Annotated in this window: 17 protein-coding genes; 7 read left to right on the forward strand and 10 right to left on the reverse strand. The window is 64.1% G+C overall.

Annotated features, from left to right (window positions below; translation table 11 throughout):
- Position 1: 1 nt before the first annotated feature.
- Together arfB and KVP70_RS22290 are read right to left on the reverse strand one after the other, a co-directional pair.
- A complete protein-coding gene (gene arfB, locus KVP70_RS22285) occupies positions 2–391 on the reverse strand; it encodes an alternative ribosome rescue aminoacyl-tRNA hydrolase ArfB (protein WP_217944426.1) in 390 nt (129 codons plus the stop codon).
- Positions 388–1,461, reverse strand: a complete 1,074-nt coding sequence (locus KVP70_RS22290; protein ID WP_217944428.1) for a CaiB/BaiF CoA transferase family protein — start codon at positions 1,459–1,461, stop codon at positions 388–390. Before KVP70_RS22290 ends, arfB begins: the two co-directional genes overlap by 4 nt.
- A gap of 126 nt (positions 1,462–1,587) precedes the next feature.
- On the opposite strand from KVP70_RS22290, the gene KVP70_RS22295 reads away from it, so the two are divergent.
- A complete protein-coding gene (locus tag KVP70_RS22295; RefSeq protein ID WP_217944430.1) occupies positions 1,588–2,076 on the forward strand; it encodes a chemotaxis protein CheW in 489 nt (162 codons plus the stop codon).
- Here the strand turns inward: KVP70_RS22295 and KVP70_RS22300 are convergent.
- The 4 genes from KVP70_RS22300 to KVP70_RS22315 are packed head-to-tail and all read right to left on the reverse strand — an operon-like array spanning position 2,073 to position 6,513.
- Positions 2,073–4,046: an ATP-binding cassette domain-containing protein gene (locus KVP70_RS22300; protein WP_229225016.1), complete on the reverse strand. Its 1,974-nt coding sequence runs from the start codon at positions 4,044–4,046 to the stop codon at positions 2,073–2,075. The two genes, KVP70_RS22295 and KVP70_RS22300, sit on opposite strands and share 4 nt — an antisense overlap.
- A 39-nt stretch (positions 4,047–4,085) precedes the next feature.
- Positions 4,086–4,973, reverse strand: coding sequence for a 50S ribosomal protein L3 N(5)-glutamine methyltransferase (gene prmB / locus KVP70_RS22305; RefSeq protein ID WP_217944434.1), 888 nt, complete (start codon positions 4,971–4,973; stop codon positions 4,086–4,088).
- A 51-nt stretch (positions 4,974–5,024) separates the two neighbouring features.
- Positions 5,025–6,158: a succinyl-diaminopimelate desuccinylase gene (gene dapE / locus KVP70_RS22310; RefSeq protein ID WP_217944435.1), complete on the reverse strand. Its 1,134-nt coding sequence runs from the start codon at positions 6,156–6,158 to the stop codon at positions 5,025–5,027.
- A gap of 1 nt (position 6,159) precedes the next feature.
- Entirely contained in the window at positions 6,160–6,513 is a 354-nt protein-coding gene (locus KVP70_RS22315; RefSeq protein WP_217944437.1) for an ArsC family reductase, read from the reverse strand.
- Positions 6,514–6,708: 195 nt separating this feature from the next.
- On the opposite strand from KVP70_RS22315, the gene KVP70_RS22320 reads away from it, so the two are divergent.
- From KVP70_RS22320 to KVP70_RS22335, 4 genes are all read left to right on the forward strand, one after another.
- Positions 6,709–7,359: a PEP-CTERM sorting domain-containing protein gene (locus tag KVP70_RS22320; protein ID WP_217944439.1), complete on the forward strand. Its 651-nt coding sequence runs from the start codon at positions 6,709–6,711 to the stop codon at positions 7,357–7,359.
- Between the two features lie 211 nt (positions 7,360–7,570).
- Entirely contained in the window at positions 7,571–8,869 is a 1,299-nt protein-coding gene (locus tag KVP70_RS22325) for a sensor domain-containing diguanylate cyclase (protein WP_229225017.1), read from the forward strand.
- A complete protein-coding gene (locus KVP70_RS22330) occupies positions 8,856–10,820 on the forward strand; it encodes a TonB-dependent receptor plug domain-containing protein (protein WP_217944441.1) in 1,965 nt (654 codons plus the stop codon). The genes KVP70_RS22325 and KVP70_RS22330 overlap by 14 nt, the downstream gene beginning before the upstream one ends.
- Positions 10,817–11,332: a YfiR family protein gene (locus tag KVP70_RS22335; RefSeq protein WP_217944443.1), complete on the forward strand. Its 516-nt coding sequence runs from the start codon at positions 10,817–10,819 to the stop codon at positions 11,330–11,332. The genes KVP70_RS22330 and KVP70_RS22335 overlap by 4 nt, the downstream gene beginning before the upstream one ends.
- Before the next feature lie 6 nt (positions 11,333–11,338).
- On the opposite strand, the gene KVP70_RS22340 is transcribed toward KVP70_RS22335, so the two are convergent.
- From KVP70_RS22340 to dapC, 3 genes are all read right to left on the reverse strand, one after another.
- Complete coding sequence (locus KVP70_RS22340) at positions 11,339–12,484, reverse strand: PilT/PilU family type 4a pilus ATPase (RefSeq protein WP_217944445.1); 1,146 nt, start codon at positions 12,482–12,484, stop codon at positions 11,339–11,341.
- 63 nt (positions 12,485–12,547) lie between these two features.
- Entirely contained in the window at positions 12,548–13,375 is an 828-nt protein-coding gene (dapD, locus tag KVP70_RS22345) for a 2,3,4,5-tetrahydropyridine-2,6-dicarboxylate N-succinyltransferase (RefSeq protein WP_217944447.1), read from the reverse strand.
- 11 nt (positions 13,376–13,386) lie between these two features.
- Complete coding sequence (gene dapC / locus KVP70_RS22350; protein WP_217944449.1) at positions 13,387–14,601, reverse strand: succinyldiaminopimelate transaminase; 1,215 nt, start codon at positions 14,599–14,601, stop codon at positions 13,387–13,389.
- A 160-nt stretch (positions 14,602–14,761) separates the two neighbouring features.
- Between dapC and KVP70_RS22355 the strand changes: the two genes are divergently transcribed.
- Entirely contained in the window at positions 14,762–16,579 is a 1,818-nt protein-coding gene (locus tag KVP70_RS22355) for a DUF4153 domain-containing protein (protein WP_217944450.1), read from the forward strand.
- Between the two features lie 102 nt (positions 16,580–16,681).
- Here KVP70_RS22355 and KVP70_RS22360 read toward each other — a convergent pair whose 3' ends face one another.
- The gene (locus tag KVP70_RS22360; protein ID WP_307730284.1) at positions 16,682–17,335 is read right to left on the reverse strand and encodes a DUF6624 domain-containing protein; all 654 of its coding nucleotides are present in this window, start codon (positions 17,333–17,335) and stop codon (positions 16,682–16,684) included.
- A gap of 476 nt (positions 17,336–17,811) precedes the next feature.
- On the opposite strand from KVP70_RS22360, the gene KVP70_RS22365 reads away from it, so the two are divergent.
- Positions 17,812–18,623: PAS domain-containing protein (locus tag KVP70_RS22365; protein WP_229225019.1), on the forward strand; the 812-nt coding region annotated here is incomplete at its 3' end.

The following is an 18,623-nucleotide window of genomic DNA, read 5'->3' on the forward strand; positions in this document are numbered from 1 at the left end:
CTTACAGGCTGATTTTGCCGCGCAGTTGTTTGCGTTCGCCGTCCTTGGTCTTGCCGTCCAGGCGCTTGCGCTGCGAGCTGCGGGTGGGCCGGGTGGGGCGGCGCACCGTGGGCAGCACGGCCACGCTGTCGACCAGTTCCTGCAGGCGGCGCAAGGCCTCTTCCTTGTTGGCTTCCTGGCTGCGCGATTGTTGCGCCTTCAATACCACCACGCCGTCCTTGGTGATGCGCTGGTCGCGCATGGCCAGCAGGCGCTCCTTGATGTGCTCCGGCAGCGACGAGTTGACGATGTCGAAGCGCAGGTGCACCGCGCTGGATACCTTGTTGACGTTCTGCCCGCCCGGCCCCTGGGCGCGGATGGCGTTGAACTCCACTTCGTTCACATCGATCACGGCGCGAACCTCACCGGTTGCGCCACCGACCACGACTCGCCTTCGGTGTCGTGCGGGCGGCGGCTGACGATGTCGCGGAACAGCGGATGCCGCAAGGCTTCCTCGGTGCGCAGCACCGGCGAAACGCAGCAGTCGGCGCTGGCGAAGGCCTCGGTCCATTGCGCCAGCGTGCGGGTGGCGAACAGCGCCTCCAGCTCCGTCTTGAGCGCCACCGCGTCCGCGCCACCGATCTGCTGGCCAAGTTGCCAGTGGCGCGGCTTCAGGTCCGGTCGTTGCAGCACGTCGCAGCAGGCCTGCCAGAACTTGAGCTCCAGCGCGCCGACCGCCATGTAGCGGCCGTCGGCCGTGCGGTAGACGTTGTAGCAGGGGACGCCGCCGGTCAGCAGGTCGCGGCCCGGAATGGCGGGCGCGCCGTTGTTGACCGCCACCAGCGGCATGATGTTATGTGCCATCACGGCGGCCGTCATCGAGACGTCGACAAAGCGCCCGGCGCCGCCCATCTTGACCGCCACCAGCGCCGCCAGGATGCCTTGCAGCGCCGATTGCGCGCCGCCCAGCAGGTCGCCCACTTGCAGGTTGGGCAGCGCGGGCACGCCGTCGGCGCCGGCGTTCTGGTCCAGCATGCCGGCGTAGCCGATGTAGTTGATGTCGTGCCCCGCCAACTGGGCAAAGGGGCCGTGCTGGCCGTAGCCGGAAATCGCGCACATCACCAGCCTGGGATTGCGCTGGCGCAGCGTGTGCCAGCCCAGGCCCAGCTTGTCCATCACGCCGGGGCGGAAGCTTTCGACCAGCACGTCGGCCGTCTCCACCATCGCCAGCAGCTGCTCGCGGTGCGCGGCGTCCTTCAGGTCGAGCCGCATCATCCGCTTGCCGCGGTTGACGGCGACGAAGAACTGCGACACTTGATTGCGCACCGGCCCCATGACGCGCGCGTAGTCGCCGGGACCGGGGTCTTCGATCTTGATCACTTCCGCGCCCATGTCCGCCAGGTGCATGGTGGCGACGGGGCCGGGCAGCAAGCGGGTCAGGTCCAGTACGCGGATGCCGCTGAGAGGGAGTTCTGTCGTCATGAATTCATTGTAGCAAATCAGCAACCGGGAGCCGGGTGAATATTGACGCCGCTCAACGACCGCGGCGGGGGGCGAAGGTAGGATGGCACATGCCTGTTACCGCACGTCCCGGACGAAAGGATCATCATGCCTTCATTGACAACGCAAGCCGCCAGCGCAAACGCCACCGCCGCGCCGGGCCAATATCTGGTGTTCCGGCTCGGTGGCCTGGACTACGCGCTGGACTTCAGCAAGGTGCAAGAGCTGCGGCCCTTGAAGGCGCTGGAGCGGTTTTCCTCGGAGGGGGAGATCGTGGCCGGGGTGGCGGTCTCGCGCGGGGTGATCATGCCGATCGTCGACATGCGCATCGCCTTCGGGCCCCGGCCGCCGGAGCACGATCCGCTGACGGACGTGATCATCCTCAAGCTGTCGAGCTGCGTGATGGGGATGGTGGTGGATGGGGTGACGGATATCGTCCAGCTGACGCTGGGGCAGATCCAGCCGATACCCGGCGCCAGCGCGGTGGAGTACCTGGTCGGTATCGGCGAAGCGGACGGGCGCCGGCTGATCGTGGTCGACATCGATAAGCTGATGTCGATCCAAAAAGTCAAAATCGGCGCCCGCCAGGCGGCTTAGGCCAGCGCTTCCAGCTGTTCCTGCAACTCCAGCCATTCAGCTTCCAGCTGGCCGAGGTCCTTGGTGAAGAAGGATTGATCGGCCAGCAGCTGTTTCAGCTTGGCCTTGTTGGCGGCGTCGTAGATCGACGATTCGCCCAGGGCCGCATCCACATCGGCTTTCTGCGCGCTGCGCTTGGCGATCTGGTCGTCCAGGCGCTTGATCTTCTGCTCCAGCGGCTTGCGCAGCGTGGCCAGGCGCTGGCGGTCTTCGGCCTGCTGGCGCTTCTGGTCCTTGCTGAGCGCAGCCGGCGCGGCGGCGGTCGGCGGCGCGACCGGCGAGGTCACGGGGAAGTCGGTCTTGTTGGCCTTGCCCGCGGCCGGCAGCACGTCGGTGCCCTTACCCAGCTTGGTCTTGAACAGCCAATCCTTGTAGTCGTCCAGATCGCCGTCGAACGGCTGCAGCTTGCCGTCGGCGACGATGATGAATTCGTCGGTGGTGGCGCGCAGCAAGTGGCGATCGTGGGAGACGACGACCAGCGTGCCTTCGAACTGCGCCAGCGCTTCGGTCAGCGCCTCGCGGGTTTCCAGGTCCAGGTGATTGGTTGGTTCATCGAGCAGCAGCAGGTTAGGGCGCTGCCAGACGATCAAGGCCAATGCCAGGCGGGCCTTCTCGCCGCCGGAGAACGGCGCGATCGAGCTGGTGACCATGGTGCCGGGGAAGTTGAAGCCGCCCAGGAAGTTGCGCAGCTCTTGTTCGCGCACGGTCGGCGCGATCTTGGCCAGGTGCCACAGCGGCGATTCGTCGTGGCGCAGCATCTCCACCTGGTGCTGGGCGAAGTAGCCGATGTTGAGGCCCTTGCCCATGGTGGCGTCGCCGGTCAGCGGCGACAGCTCGCCGGCGATGGTCTTGATCAGCGTCGATTTGCCGGCGCCGTTCACGCCCAGCAGGCCGATACGCTGGCCGATCTGCAGCGAGAACTTGATCTTGTTGACGATGGTCTTGTGGGTGATCTCGCCGGTTTCGTCGTTCTCGATCTTGTAGCCGGCGTCGACGTCTTCCATCACCAGCAGCGGATTCGGGGCGCTGAGCGGCTCGCGGAACTCGAACGAGAATTCGGCGGCGGCGCGCAGCGGCGCCAGTTCTTCCATCTTGGCCAGCGCCTTCATGCGGCTCTGCGCCTGGCGGGCCTTGGAGGCCTGGGCCTTGAAGCGGTTGACGAACGATTCCAGGTGGGCGCGCTTGCGCTGCTGCTTTTCCAGCGCGCCGGCGGCCAGGATCATCTGCGCCGCGCGCTGACGTTCGAAGGACGAGTAGTTGCCCGAGTAGCGTTTCAGCTTGCGCTCGTCGATGTGCACCACCACGTTCACCACTTCGTCGAGGAAGTCGCGATCGTGGGAGATGATCAGCAGCGTGCCGGCGTAGCGTTTGAGCCAGTCCTCCAGCCAGATGATCGCGTCCAGATCCAGGTGGTTGGTCGGTTCATCGAGCAGCAGCAGGTCGGAAGGGCACATCAGCGCCTGCGCCAGGTTCAGGCGCATGCGCCAGCCGCCGGAGAAGCTGGCCACCGGCTGCCGCATCTGGTCGATCGAGAAGCCAAGGCCCAGCAGCAGCTGTTCGCCGCGCGACTGCACGGTGTAGGCGTCGGCGTCGGCCAGGGCGCTGTAGATCTCGCCGATGGCGATGCCGTTCTCGGACGATTCAGGCTCCGATTCCAGGCGTGCCAGTTCGGCTTCCAGCTTGCGCAGGGTGACGTCGCCGTCGATGGCGTAGTCGAGCGCCGCGCGGTCCAGCGGCGGGGTTTCCTGCGCCACGTAAGCGACGCGCCATTTGGCCGGGAAATCGATCTCGCCCTGGTCCGGGTGCAGCTCGCCGCGCATCATCGCGAACAGGCTGGATTTGCCGGCGCCGTTGGCGCCGATCAGGCCAATCTTGTCGCCTGGGTTGAGGGTGACATCGACCTGTTCCAGCAGCGGTTTAATACCGCGCATCAGGCTTACTTGAATAAAGCGAATCATTAGTTGTTCTTCTTAGAGTTTAAGCTGGTCTGCGGTCAGCAGGAATACCATGTCGTCACCGTTGCTGGTGGTGAGCCAGGTCAGGCCCAGTTCACCGAAGGCCGCTTCGGCGAACTCGCGTTCATTGCCGATTTCGACGATCAGGATGCCGTCGTCGGTGAGGCGCTCCGCCGCGCCGGCGACGATCTTGCGCACCAGGTCCATGCCGTCCTTGCCGCCGTCCAGCGCCAGTTCAGGCTCGGCGCGGTACTCCATCGGCAGCTTGCTCATCGATGACGAGTTGACGTACGGCGGGTTGGTGATGATCAGGTCATACTTCTTGTCCGGTACATTGGCGTACAGGTCGGACTGGATCAGCGTCAAGCGGTCTTCCAGCTTGTAGGTGACGACGTTCTTCTTCGCCACTTCCAGCGCGTCGGCCGAGATGTCGACCGCGTCCACGTGCGCGTCCGGGAAGGCGTCGGCCAGCATGATGGCCAGGCAGCCGGAGCCCGTGCACAGTTCCAGCACGTTGGCGACGTTTTCAGGTTCGTTGACCCACGGCGCGAAGTACTGCGGGATCAGTTCCGCGATGAAGGAGCGCGGCACGATGGTGCGCTCGTCCACGTAGAAGCTGTAGGTGCCCAGCCACGCCTCGTTGGTGATGTAGGCGGCCGGCACGCGCTCGTTGGTGCGGCGGTCGATGACGGCCATGACCGCGGCGATTTCCTCCGGCAGCAGCTTGGCGTCGAGGAACGGGTCCAGGTGGTCCAGCGGCAGCTTGAGTGTGTGCAGGATCAGGTAGGCCGCTTCGTCGAACGCTTCGACGCTGCCGTGGCCGAAGAACAGCTTGGCGGTGTTGAAGCGGGTGACGGCGTAGCGCAACAGGTCGCGCGGCGTGGTGAAAGGAGTCGTGTTCATGGCTATCTCGGTAAAACAGTAATCGGTTTGCGCACGCCGCGCCGCCAGCGGTCAGGCCAGCAGGTTTTCCAGTGTACGGCGATAGATATTCTTCAGCGGATCGACAAAACGCAGCTCGATATGCTCGTCGATCTTGTGGATACTTGCGTTGGGAGGCCCGAATTCTATCACCTGAGGGCAGATCTGAGCGATAAAGCGTCCATCCGAGGTGCCGCCGGTGGTCGATAATTCGGTGGTGACGCCGGTTTCCGACTTGATCGCGGCCGACAGCGCGTCGCTCAAGGTGCCGCGCGGCGTCAGGAAGGGCAAGCCGCTCAGCGCCCATTTCAGGTCGTAGTGCAGGTTGTGCTTGTCCAGGATGGCGTGCACGCGGCGCTTCAGCTCCTCGTGGGTGCTGGCGGTCGAGAAGCGGAAGTTGAAGTCGATGATCATCTCGCCGGGGATGACGTTGTTGGCGCCCGTGCCGCCGTTGATGTTGGACATCTGCCAGGAGGTTGGCAAATAGTACTCGTTGCCTTCGTCCCAACGTTCCGCCACCAGCTCGGCCAGCGCAGGCGCGGCCAGGTGGATCGGGTTCTTGGCCAGCTGCGGGTAGGCGATGTGGCCCTGCACGCCCTTGATCGTCAGCTTGCCGGACAGCGAACCGCGGCGGCCGTTCTTGATCATGTCGCCCAGGGTTTCGTCGGAGGTCGGCTCGCCGACGATGCAGTAGTCCAGCGTCTCGCCGCGTTCCTTGAGCATATTGCAGACGATGACGGTGCCGTCGGTGGCCGGGCCTTCCTCGTCGCTGGTGATCAGGAAGGCGATCGAGCCTTTATGGTCGGCGTGGGCGGCGACAAACTCCTCGCAGGCCACCACGAAGGCGGCGATCGAGGTCTTCATGTCGGCCGCGCCACGGCCATACAGCTTGCCGTCGCGGTGGGTCGGGTTGAAGGGCTCCGAGCGCCATTGCTCGACCGGGCCGGTGGGCACGACGTCGGTATGGCCGGCGAACACCAGCAGCGGCGCGGTGGTGCCGCGGCGGGCCCACAGATTGGTCACGCCGTTCGATTCGATCACCTCGCAGGCGAAGCCCAGCGGCGACAGCAAATCGATCAAGTGCTGCTGGCAGCCTTTATCGTCCGGGGTGACAGAGGAGAGGGCGATCAGCTTTTCGGTCAGCGCCAGGGTCTTGGAAGGTGTCATATTATTTGTCGAAGATTTGTTTGTACTGGGCGTCGGAGAAGGAAACGGCGAAGCTGCCGTCCTTGTCCAGCACCGGGCGCTTGATCACGGACGGATTTTCCAGCATCAGCGCGATGGCGCTTTCGTCGTCGACGATGGCGGCTTTACGCTCGTCGGACAGCGCGCGCCAGGTCGTGCCTTTTTTGTTCACCAGCACATCGCGCGACAGGTGCTGGAGCCAGCCGGCGACGATTTCGCGGCTCAGTCCCTGTTTTTTAAAATCGTGGAAGACAAAATCGTGCTGCTGGTCGGCCAGCCAGACGCGGGCCTTTTTGACGGTATCGCAGTTCGGGATGCCGTAGAGGGTCGTTTTCATGTGCGGGTGAGCGAGAGCTAGTGTTAAAGGCGAAGGGCGACAGAATACCATGGCTGGCCCGTGTTGATCTGCGACCGAGGCTCCTTAGTTGCAAGCTATGCACTTGGGACCCGGGGAAAGAAATATCGAATAGACATCGCCAGGGCTGTCTGGAACAATATCGGAGCTGACCGCAACCACCCCAGGAGAAATAATATGAAAAAGACGCTGTTGGTATTGGCGCTGAGTGGCGCCGCCGCGCTGGCGCAGGCAGGCGTGATCGACTTCAATCCGCCCGCCAGCGTCTGTAACAATGCGGCGGACGGCTACGGCAGCATCGTCGGCTGCACCAATTACGGCTCTATCGCCCAGTCCTACGGCGACGTGGCCGGCGTGCTCGATGTGCGGTACTCGGCCCCGCGCGTGAGCGACACCAGTTTGAGCTGGTGGGACGCCAACTACAACACCCTGCGCGGCGTGGCCTGGGCGGTCGGCGGCGACGGCAACTCGGCGGCGCGGATCGACCTGGTGCCGCTGAACGGCCAGGCCGTCACCCTCGGCCACTTCGACCTCGGCGCCTATGCCGACACCACGCGCGGCACGCACCTGACGATTTCCGCGATCGACGGTCCTCTGCTCTACAGCTACGATGGCAATGTCGGCGGCCTGCCTGGCAATACCGCCAGCAGTTTCAATGGCAGCTGGACCTCGCTGAGCGGCATCCGCATCGAGTGGAGCGACAGCGCCTACAACGTCGGCATCGACAACATCACCTATGACATCAACCCGGTGCCGGAGCCGTCTGCCTGGCTGATGCTGTCGCTTGGCCTGTTCGGCATCGCCGTCGCGGCCCGCCGCCGCACTTGATACGACCCTGACCACACCGACCTGGGCGCGGCGGCGCCCGCGCAGTCCTGCGCCGCGTGGTGGCAACGCCGCCACGGCGCCCCAGCTTTCGCCCCACATCCTCCTGCTTTGCGCTTACAATCCCACTCAAGAACATTCTTTGTGGAAATGCTAATATTGGGGGCCTGAGGCGCCGCCGCGCCCCTTGCCGCCCACGCTGCCGACTGCACCCATGACCGAGTCTGAAGCCTCTTTATCTCAACCCGCCGATTCGCTGGTACAGCGCCTGACCCGCATGAATTTGCAGCTGCTCAGCGTGACCATGCTGCTGACCTTCGCCCTGCTGGCGACGGCCACGTGGTATGTCGCGCGCGGCCGCCAGGTGCACGCGGCGCAGCTGAGCGCGCGGCTGCTGGCCAACAGCGTCTCGCCGATGATGGTGTTTGCCGACCGTCCCGCCGCGCAGGTCGAACTCGAAGCGTTTTCCCGCCGCAGCGATCTGCTGCTGGTGCAGGTGCAAACACCGGCCGGCGCGGTGTTCGCCCAGTGGCAGGCCGACGCCAGCGCGCCGACGCCCCCCATCGTGCCGCCGCTCGCCCCGCAGCTGCTGGCCGACGCGGCCTCGGTGACGATGCAGGAGCTGGAAGTATGGGCGCCGATCCGCCTGAAGGACGAGGTGGTCGGCGTGCTGGTGCTGCGCGAGAGCCTGGACGGCTTGCTGATGGCGGTGTTGACGCTCAGCGCGGCGTCGGCGGCCTTGATCGCGGTGGCGATCCTGGTCGCCTGGCGCGGGCTGCTGCTGGTGCAGCGCCGCGCCCTGGCGCCGCTGGTGGAGTTGTCCCGGCTGGCCGAACACATCGCCCGCGAACGCGATTACGGCAAGCGCGCCACAGTCTACCGGCGCGACGAGGTCGGCCGCCTGACCGAGCGCTTCAACGACATGCTGAAACGGATCGAGATATGGCAGGCCGACCTGCACCTTCAACTGGAGCAGGAGCAGGAGGCCGGCCAGCAGTTCCAGCAGCTGGCCCACAAGGACAGCCTGACCGGCCTGCCCAACCGCCTGTTCTTCCAGGGCGAGTTGCAGCGCTACCTGGCGATGAGCGTGGAGCACGGCGAGTTGATGGCGCTGATGTTCATCGACCTGGATAACTTCAAGACCGTCAACGACCAGCATGGCCATGACGCGGGCGATGAAGTGCTGTGCGAAGTGTCGCGCCGCATGGCCAGCGTGGTGCGTTCGCGCGATGTGCTGTGCCGCCTGGGCGGCGACGAATTCGCGCTGATCCTGCCGGCGCTGCCGGACCAGGCGGCGGCCGAGCAGCTGGCGCAGCGCCTGATCGACGCGGTGCACGTAACGATGACGATACGCGGCGAGGTCATGCCGATCGGCGCCACCGTGGGCCTGGCGTTCGCGCCGTTGGACGCCAGCGACGCCACCGCCTTGCTCAACGCGTCCGACCAGGCCATGTATGAAGCCAAGCGGGCCGGCAAGAACACCTTCAGGAGAGCGCGGCATGCGGATGCGTAAGACCTGTTTGCTGCTGGCCGCCGTTTGCGGGGCGCCTGCTGCCGCGCTGGCGCAGCAGCAGGCGCCGGCCAGCCTGGAAGAGCTGTTGCGGCAGACCTCGACCGACGTCACGCGCGACATCGAGGAATCCACCTCATCGCGCTTCGCGCAGAGCGCGTCGCAGGCGCCGTCGGTCACCTACGTGGTCACGGCCATCGACATCGCCCGCCATGGCATGCGCAATATGGCCGACATCCTGCGCAGCATGCCGGGCCTGTACGTGACCGGGGACGGCAATTTTAGCTACGTCGGCGCGCGCGGCCTGGGGCGGCCGGGCGACTTCAATGCGCGCCTGCTGTTCCTGGTCGACGGCATGCGCATCAACGAGAACATCTACGACGCCGGCTTGCTCGGCGCCGAGTTCTTTGTCGACGTCGACCTGATCGACCGCGTCGAATATGCGCCGGGGCCGGGCTCCGCGCTGTATGGCAACAACGCCTTCTTCGGCGTGGTCAACATCATCACCAAGGGCACGGACAAGCTGCATGGCCTGCAAGTGCGGGCCAATGTGGACTCGGACCGCAAGCGCGAGGTGCGCGCCAGCGTCGGCCACCGCTCGGAGCAGGGCTGGGAAGCGTGGCTGGCGCTGAGCGCCTTCCGACAGGACGGCATCGCCGCGCCCTTTTCGGTGCTGCCGCAGGACGAAGGGCTCTACAAGGATCACAACTGGGACCGCGGCCAGCGCCTGCTGGCCATGGGGCGCTACGGTGGCTGGACGCTGCGCGCTGGCCTGAGTCATCGCGAGCAAGGCGCGCCGCGCATCCTGCCGCCGGAGGCGCCCCTGCCCGTGGTCCAGAACCGCAACATCTACAACAATAACTTCCTGTCGGCCGAATATCGGCGGGACCTGGGCAATGACTGGAGCTTGTATGGCGCCGTGTCGTCCAAGCGCAGCGATTATCTGAGCGTCTATCCCTTTGTTCGCATGGACGCGGCGGTGCTCGAATTCGACAATCTCGCGCTGGGCCGCTGGTACAACCTGGACCTGCGCATCAGCACCCAGCGATGGCGCGATCACGAATTGATGGCGGGCTTCGAATACCAGTACGACCGCACCCAGTCGATTGTCGCCGGCCCGGCGGGGGAAGAGCCTGATGCCGCCTTTTACGGCAATAACCGGCGGCGCGGCCTGTTCGTGCAGGACTCTTGGCGTTTGAACGATGCTCACCGCGTGACGCTCGGCGTGCGCCGCGACAGCACCATGGTGGGCGGCACCAATACCAATCCACGCTTCGCATGGATCTGGAGCGGTGTGCCCGATGCGTCGCTCAAGCTGATGTACGGCAGCGCCTACCGCGAGGCCAACCTGTTCGAGTTCCAGGTCAACGCGCCGCTGGAGGCGCCGCTGCCATCGCCGGAACGGATACGCACGCTGGAGCTGGCGTGGGAGCACGCGCTGAACCACAATTTTCAGTACCGGGCCTCGGTGTATGCGTCGCGCCTGCGGGACCTGATCAGCATTAACCGGGAATCCACGGTGTTTGAAAACAGCGACAGCATCCGCAACGTCGGCGCGGAGCTGGGGCTGGAGCGGCGCTGGTCCGGCGGCCAGCAATTGCAGGCGGCGTTGTCCCTGCAGCGGACCGCCGATACGGCCGGACGGCGCCTGGATAATTCGCCGCGCGCGCTGGCCAAGCTGCTGTACAGTCAGCCGCTGCAAGGCGACCGGCTGCGCCTGTCGTGGCAGATGCTGGGCCAGAGCCGCCGTTCGATCGGACCCGTGGCGCTGCCGGGGTATGCTCTGTTCAACAGCACCTTGCTGTGGCGTCCCGGCGTGGGGACGGACATCGCGCTCTCGTTGTACAACATCGCCAATGTGCGCTATTACGATGCGCCGTCCGGCGTGGATGAGCAGTTCAGGCAGGAGGGGCGCGTGCTGCGCTTTTCGTTGACCAGGCAGTTCGGACCATGAGGGCGCGGCGCCTGGCCTGCTTGCTGCTGCCGATGCTGGCCGCGCTGGCGTCGCCCGCGCGCGCGGGGCAGGATCAGCTGCAATTGAAGGCGGCCTTCATCTACCGCTTCGCCCAGCTGACCCAATGGCCGCCGCCGCCGCAGCGCGAGTTCACCTACTGCGTGGCGGGCGACGCGCCCTTGCAGGACGCGCTGCGCGCGCTGATGCTGGCCACGCCGGGCGGAGTGGTCGTGCGTACCTTGCAGCTGAACGAGCCGCAGCGGGTGCCGCAATGCCAGCTGCTGGTGCTGGGCGCGGGCGTGCGCGGCGATCTGCGGCGCTGGCAGGAGCTGCTGGCGGATGACCCGGTGCTGGTGGTGGGCGACAGCGCGGAATCGTTCCGCAATGGCGCCATCATCGGGCTGGTGATTGAACCGAACGGCCTGGCCTTCCGCATCAATCAGACGGAGGCGAGGCGGCGCGGCCTCGCGCTCAGCTATCAGATGCTCAAGCTGGCGCGCGAGGTGAAGTAGGGCGCTTCAGGTGTTGAGCGTGAACTCGGTGAACGAGGCTTCGTCCGGCGAGGCCTTGTTCGGTTCCGGTTCGGCCTGGGCGCTCTTGCTGTTCGGGCCATTATTCAGGAGCCACAGCAGGTTGGTGGCGGAATCGGCGTTGGCCAGCGCCTCGTCCTGGCTGATCAAGCCGTCCTGCACCAGCTTGAGCAAGGCCAGTTCGAACGACTGCGAACCGGGCGACATGCTCTTTTCCATCGCTTCCTTGATCTGGCCGATTTCGCCTTTTTCGATCAGGTCCGAGATGTAGCGGGTGTTGACCATCACTTCCACCGCCGCCGTGCGGGTGCCGCCGTTGATCGAGCGCACCAGCCGCTGCGAGACGATCGCCTTCACCGTCGACGACAGATCCTGCAGCAGCGCGGCGCGGTTCTCGATCGGGTAGAAACTGATAATACGGTTTAGCGCGTTATAGCTGTTGTTGGCGTGCAGGGTCGCCAGCACCAGGTGGCCCGACTGCGCGTAGGCCAGGGCTGCGGCCATGGTTTCCTTGTCGCGGATCTCGCCGATCAGGATGCAGTCCGGCGCCTGGCGCATGGAGTTGCGCAGCGCTGTGTAGAAGTCCTTGGCGTCGCTGCCGATCTCGCGCTGGTTGACGATCGATTTTTTATTCTTGAACAGGTACTCGATCGGGTCTTCCAGCGTCAGGATATGGCCGGAGCGCAGTTCGTTGCGGTGGTCCAGCATCGAGGCGATGGTGGTGGACTTGCCTGAGCCGGTCGAGCCGACCAGCAGCAGCAGGCCGCGCTTTTCCATGATCAGGTCCGCCAGCACCGGCGGCAGCTGCAGGTCGGCCAGCAGCGGGATGGTGGCCGGCACGAAGCGGAACACGGCGGAGATGGTGCCACGCTGCTTGAACGCGGAGAGGCGGAAGCGGCCCATGTTGGGCACCGATACGCCCATGTTCAGTTCATTGGTCGCCGCCAGTTCGTCCATCTGCGCCGGCGTGGCGATTTCCGCCAGCAGCGAATGGATGTTGTCCGGCTCGAGCTTTTGCTGATTGATGGGGATCAGGTTGCCGTTGATCTTGATGTGTACCGGCGAATTCACCGCAAAGAACATGTCCGACGCGTTCTTTTCCTTCATCAGCTGGAACAGGCGTTCCATGGCCATGGCACTCTCCTCAGTATCAAAAAAAACGGGGACTGCAATCAGTCCCCGGTTCTTGTTGCCTGCTTAGATACCGCGCAGCAGTTCGTTGATGCCGGTCTTGGCGCGGGTTTTTGCATCCACGCGCTTGACGATGACCGCGCAGTACAGCGAGTACTTGCCGTCTTCCGAAGGCAGGTTGCCCGAGACGACCACCGAACCCGCAGGCACGCGGCCGTAGGTCACTTCGCCGGTGGCGCGGTCGTAGATCTTGGTCGACTGGCCGATGTACACGCCCATCGAGATCACCGAGTTCTCTTCGACGATCACGCCTTCGACGATTTCCGAACGGGCGCCGATGAAGCAGTTGTCTTCGATGATGGTCGGATTGGCTTGCATCGGTTCCAGCACGCCGCCGATGCCGACGCCGCCGGACAGGTGGACGTTCTTGCCGATCTGCGCGCACGAACCGACGGTGGCCCAGGTGTCGACCATCGCGCCTTCATCGACGTAGGCGCCGATGTTGACGTAGGAAGGCATCAGCACCACGTTCTTGGCGATGAAGGAACCACGGCGCACCACTGCTGGCGGCACCACGCGGAAGCCGCCCTTGATGAAGTCTTCGGCGGTGTAGTTGGCGAACTTGGTCGGAACCTTGTCGTAGAACTGCATGGTGCCGTCGGACGGCATCTGCACGTTGTTCTCCAGGCGGAACGACAGCAGCACGGCTTTCTTGACCCACTGGTTCACAACCCAGTCGCCGGTGGTTTTTTCGGCCACGCGGATGGTGCCGGCGTCCAGGCCCGCGATCACGTGCGAAACCGCGTCGCGCAGTTCGGCGGTGCCGTTACCCGGGTTGATGTTGGCGCGGTCTTCCCATGCCTGGTCGATGATTTGCTGGAGTTGTTGGCTCATGATTTACTCAATTATTTGTTAAGGGACTTGCAGAATTGGACGATGCGCTGAGCAGCTTCCAGGCCTTCCTCCGTCTCGGCGACCAGCGCCATGCGGATGCGGTTGCGGCCCGGATTGGCGCCGTGGGCGTCGCGCGCCAGGTAGCTGCCCGGCAGTACCGTGACATTATATTCGGCGTACAGGCGTTGGGCGAATTCGGTGTCCGACAAGCCGGTCTGGCTGACGTCCGCCCACAGGTAGAAGCCGGCGTCCGGCAGTTCCACTTGCAGCACTTCCTGCAGCAACGGGGTGATGGCGGCGAATTTGGCGCGGTATTTTTCGCGGTTCTGTTCGACGTGGGTTTCGTCGTTCCAGGCCGCGATCGAAGCAGCTTGCACGGTGGGGCTCATGGCTCCGCCGTGATAGGTGCGGTACAACAGGAATTTTTTCAGGACGTCGGCGTCGCCGGCCACGAAGCCCGAGCGCATGCCCGGCACGTTGGAGCGCTTCGACAGGCTGCTGAACACCACCAGACGCGCGTAAGGCTTGTCGATCGTGGACAGGCCCAGCGTGTGGGCCGCTTCCAGCGCGCCCAAAGGCGCCTGGTCGCCGTGGTAGATCTCGGAGTAGCACTCGTCGGCGGCGATGATGAAGTTGTAGCGCTCGGACAGGGCGAACAGGTTCTCCCAGTCGGTCAGCGTCAGCACTGCGCCGGTCGGATTGCCGGGGGAGCACAGGAACAGCAGTGCCACGCGCTCCCACACCGACGTCGGAACGCTGTCGTAATCGCAGCCGAAGTTGCGGGCCGGGTCGGAATTGACGAAGTACGGCTCGGCGCCGGCCAGGTAGGCCGCGCCTTCGTAGATCTGGTAGAACGGATTCGGGCTCACCACCAGCGACTTGGCGGCCGGATCGATCACGGTCTGCGCCAGCGCGAACAGCGCCTCGCGCGAGCCGTTCACCGGCAGCACCTGGGTGGCTGGATTGAGCTTGGGGATGCCGTAGCGGCGTTCCAGCCAGCCGGCGATGGCGCCACGCAGCGCGTCCGAGCCGATGGTGGTCGGGTAGCTGGCCAGGCCGTCCACATTGTCGATCAACGCCTGCTGGATGAACTGCGGCGTAGGATGTTTGGGTTCGCCCATGCCCAGGCTGATGGCCTTGTGCTGTGGGCTGGCGCTCACCTGCGCGAACAGCTGGCGCAGTTTTTCGAACGGATAGGGTTGCAGCTTGTCGAGATGTGGATTCACTTGGCGGACCGGGTGCGGAACGTTGAAAAAAGAGCAGCGTAGACAACCATTATAGCGCCTCTGCGCAGGCCTCGTCATACGACGGTGAGTAGGCTCGCTATCCATGCCAAATAATAAACATGTGAGATACTTCGGCCCACGGTTCACAAAGAGGTCAGGCATGGAACAGGATGAAACGACGATGGAAGTGGACGTCAGCCGGCAGGTGATGGCGCTGCGGCTGGCGACAGGGCTGGCGCAGGGCGCGCTGCTGTATTGGCTGTACCGGGCTGACCGGGGCGGCTGGTGGCCGGCCGGGTCGCCGTATGTGATGACGCCACTGCTGATGGCCTGCTCGCTGCTGCCGGCGATGCTGATATCGGCCATGGGCCATATGGCGCCGAAGAAGGTGGCGCAATGGATGGCGGCCGCCGCCGGCGTGGTGCTGATCATGGCGCTGCACGCCGTCAGCCGCGAGGCTGGCGTGGTGCGCAGCGTCGGCGAGCTTGGGAAGGGCGCGTTCACGTCGATGTCGGGGCCCATGATGATCTTCGGCGCGGTGTTCATGTACATCGCCCACTCGCTGGTGATGGCGGGGGCTGCGGACAAGCGCCGTATCGCCAGCTACGACACGTATTTTGAGTTGGCCTGGAAGCTGGCGGTGCAGCTGATGTTCTCGGCCTTCTTCGTCGGGGCGCTGTGGCTGGTGCTGTTGATGGGCAGCGGCCTGTTCTCGATGGTGAAGCTGGGCTTCCTCAAGCAGATGATGGAAGAATCGTGGTTTGTGGTGCCGGTGATCTGCTTCGCCTGGTCGTGCGCGATGCACATCACGGACGTGCGGCCGGCCATCGTGCGCGGCATCCGCAGCCTGCTGCTGGTGCTGCTGTCGTGGATACTGCCGGTGGCGGCGCTGATCATCAGCGGCTTCCTGTGCGCCTTGCCGTTCACCGGCCTGGATGTGCTGTGGGCCACGCGGCACGCGACGTCGCTGCTGCTGGCGGCGGACGCGGTGTTGATTGTGCTGATAAACGCCGCCTTCCAGAACGGCCACGCCAAGGCGGCGTTGGCGGTGCGGGTGAGCGCGCGCGTGGCTTCGCTGTTGATACTGCCGCTGACGGCCATCGCGATTTATGCGCTGGGGTTGCGGGTGTACGACTACGGCTGGACCTCCGGCCGCGTGATCGCCGCCGCCTGCCTGGTGGTGGCCAGTTGCTACGCGCTGGGTTATGCGTGGGCGGCGCATCGCTACGAGACCTGGCTGTGCCCCATCGCCAACGTCAACGTGGCGGCGGCCTTTGTGGTGCTGGCGGTGCTGCTAGCCTTGTTCACGCCGATCGCCGATCCGGCGCGCTTGTCGGTGAACAACCAGATGGCGCGGCTGGAGAAGGGACGCACCAAGGCGGCGCAGTTCGATTACCACTATCTGCGATTCGAAGGGCAGCGCTACGGGCACGAGGCTTTGACGCGCCTGTCGCAGCAAACCACCGGCCCCGATGCAGCATTGATACGCGAGCTGGCCGGCAAGGCGTTGAAGGAGACGAACCGTTGGCAAGCGGGATCGCAGCTGGCGGCGGTGTCGATCACCGACAACGTCAAGGTGTGGCCGGCGACCACCAGGTTGCCGGCCACCTTTGCGGCCCAGAAGTGGAGTCCGATCGAAGACGCGGCTGTCCTGCCATGCCTGTTGATCCGCGGTGGCAGCTGCGACGCCTTGGTGCTCGACGTCGACGGTGACGGTAAGCCGGAAGTTCTGCTGTTCAACGCAGGCCGCTACTCGGCGGCGCCGCTCTACGCCGAGCGGGCCGACGGCAAGTGGGTGGTGGCCGGCCATCTCGACGCGAGCGGCAGCGAGTGCGCTCCGCTGATCGAGAAGCTGAAAGCGGGCCAGTACACGCTGGTGGCGCCGCGCATGAAGGCGCTGGAAGTGGCGGGGCAGCTATTGCAGTTCCAGTCGGAGTTCGGCGCGGAAGACTGCAAGCTAATCAAGGCCGCGAAATAAGCGAGGGTCAAGTCTGACATTCGGACACGAGCTCTGCCCTAACATTGGTTACGGCAGAGCTCGTGTCCGAATGTCAGACTTGACCCCGGTGCTTCGGCTTCATTACTTGCCGGTGCAAGGGGCGTATTCGACTGGCCCGAACATGGTGGCGAAGTTCGCCAAATAGGCGCACATCGGCTCAAGCCCCATCTCGCTTCGTCTTTTATCGAGGTTTTCCGCGCTATCAATGGGATACGGGGTCAATTTGCTGCTCCCTTTGATTTGTGTGCCGTAAAGTTGTGGCCGGCCTTGCCGCACCAGAAGGCGGTCTTCCAACGTTGCTACGTTTGACTTACGTATGTCGCCTCGCAAAGCCGCCTGACGTACCCCTTCAATGTGCAGCTTTTGAAAATCCAGGTCGGCGTGTTGGATGATCAAAAAGAGGTCGGACATTCCGGTCTGGCCGATGGTTGCCCTGGTCGGCCAGCCGCTGGCCAGGATTTCGGCCACAGCCTGTTGGTTGGCGACGTCGATACCTCGCATTCTTTCAGCCAGTACCTTGAATTCGGCGTCCAACCGGAACCGCTTGCCGGCGTCCGGTTCCTCGCGTTGCGCCTTGGTTATAGTGCCAACCTCGATACGAATAGCCTGGTCTGCGACTTGCATAGCATTCAGCCTGGCCTGGAGCTGTGTGTCCACGGCGAATGCCGGCGTGGAAAATCCTGCTATGACTGCGCCAAGCAGCGGCAGTAGGTGGCGAGTTCTCAATATGCTCATCGGCTAGGGTTAACTTCCATAATTTGCAAGACTGTAGCATTGCGATTATTGATAGGCAATACGCATAGGTTTGTTCCATAAAACGATACCTTTGGTGCCGCTGGCCACTCCCTGCAACGTCCCGCAGTTACCCGGCGTGAGCGAAGCTGCGTAGCTCTGTCGTCTGACGTCGTGCGATTGTGGCCGTTCTGGCTTCAGTCTCCCGCTATCTTATTGTCTTTGAGGCATTATTCCGGTGCGCGACGAGAGGATGCTGACTTGCCGGGAGCCCGGCGTGCTATTGTGCATACAGGTTACAGGTCCTATCTCCACACTACGCGAAGTCCCATCATCCAGCCCACGCACATCCGTGGGTTGCCTCGACCTCCCACCGCCTAGCTGTCGCTCATAACGCGCTGCATTCCATGATATCCGCCGCGCATCGCGACGGGCAGTGGATGCACGTGCCAATTCAATGTGACATCCGGGAGAATATCTTGATCGTAGACCGCTCGCTGTACGATGGACAACTGCTACTGAAGGCGGGCGCTCTGCAGGACGCCATCTTCAACAGCGCCAATTTTTCCAGTATCGCCACTGACGCCCAAGGCGTGATCCAGATTTTCAATGTCGGCGCCGAACGCATGCTGGGCTATAAGGCGGCCGACGTGATGGACAAGATCACGCCAGCCGACATTTCCGATCCGCGCGAACTGATCGTGCGCGCCAACGCCCTCAGCCTGGAACTGGGGACCCCGATCACGCCGGGCTTCGAGGCGCTGGTGTTCAAGGCCTCGCGCGGCATCGAGGACATCTATGAGCTGACCTATATCCGCCAGGACGGCAGCCGCTTCCCGGCGATGGTGTCGGTCACCGCGCTGCGCGACGATAAGGAAACCATCATCGGCTATCTGCTGATCGGCACGGACAACACCGCGCGCAAGCGCGCCGAGGAGGCGTTGCAGAAAGCGGGGGCGCTGCAAAACGCCATCTTCAACAGCGCCAACTTCTCCAGTATCGCCACGGACGCGCAGGGCGTGATCCAGATTTTCAATGTCGGCGCCGAGCGCATGCTGGGCTACAAGGCTTCGGACGTGATGAACAAGATCACGCCCGCCGATATTTCCGATCCGCTGGAGGTGATCGCACGCGCCCATACGCTGAGCATCGAACTGGGCACGGCGATCACGCCGGGCTTCGAGGCGCTGGTGTTCAAGGCCTCGCGCGGCATCGAGGACATCTATGAGCTGACCTACATCCGCCAGGACGGCAGCCGCTTCCCGGCGATGGTGTCGGTGACGGCCCTGCG

The organism is Duganella violaceipulchra, assembly GCF_019166075.1.
Taxonomy (GTDB): domain Bacteria; phylum Pseudomonadota; class Gammaproteobacteria; order Burkholderiales; family Burkholderiaceae_D; genus Rugamonas; species Rugamonas violaceipulchra.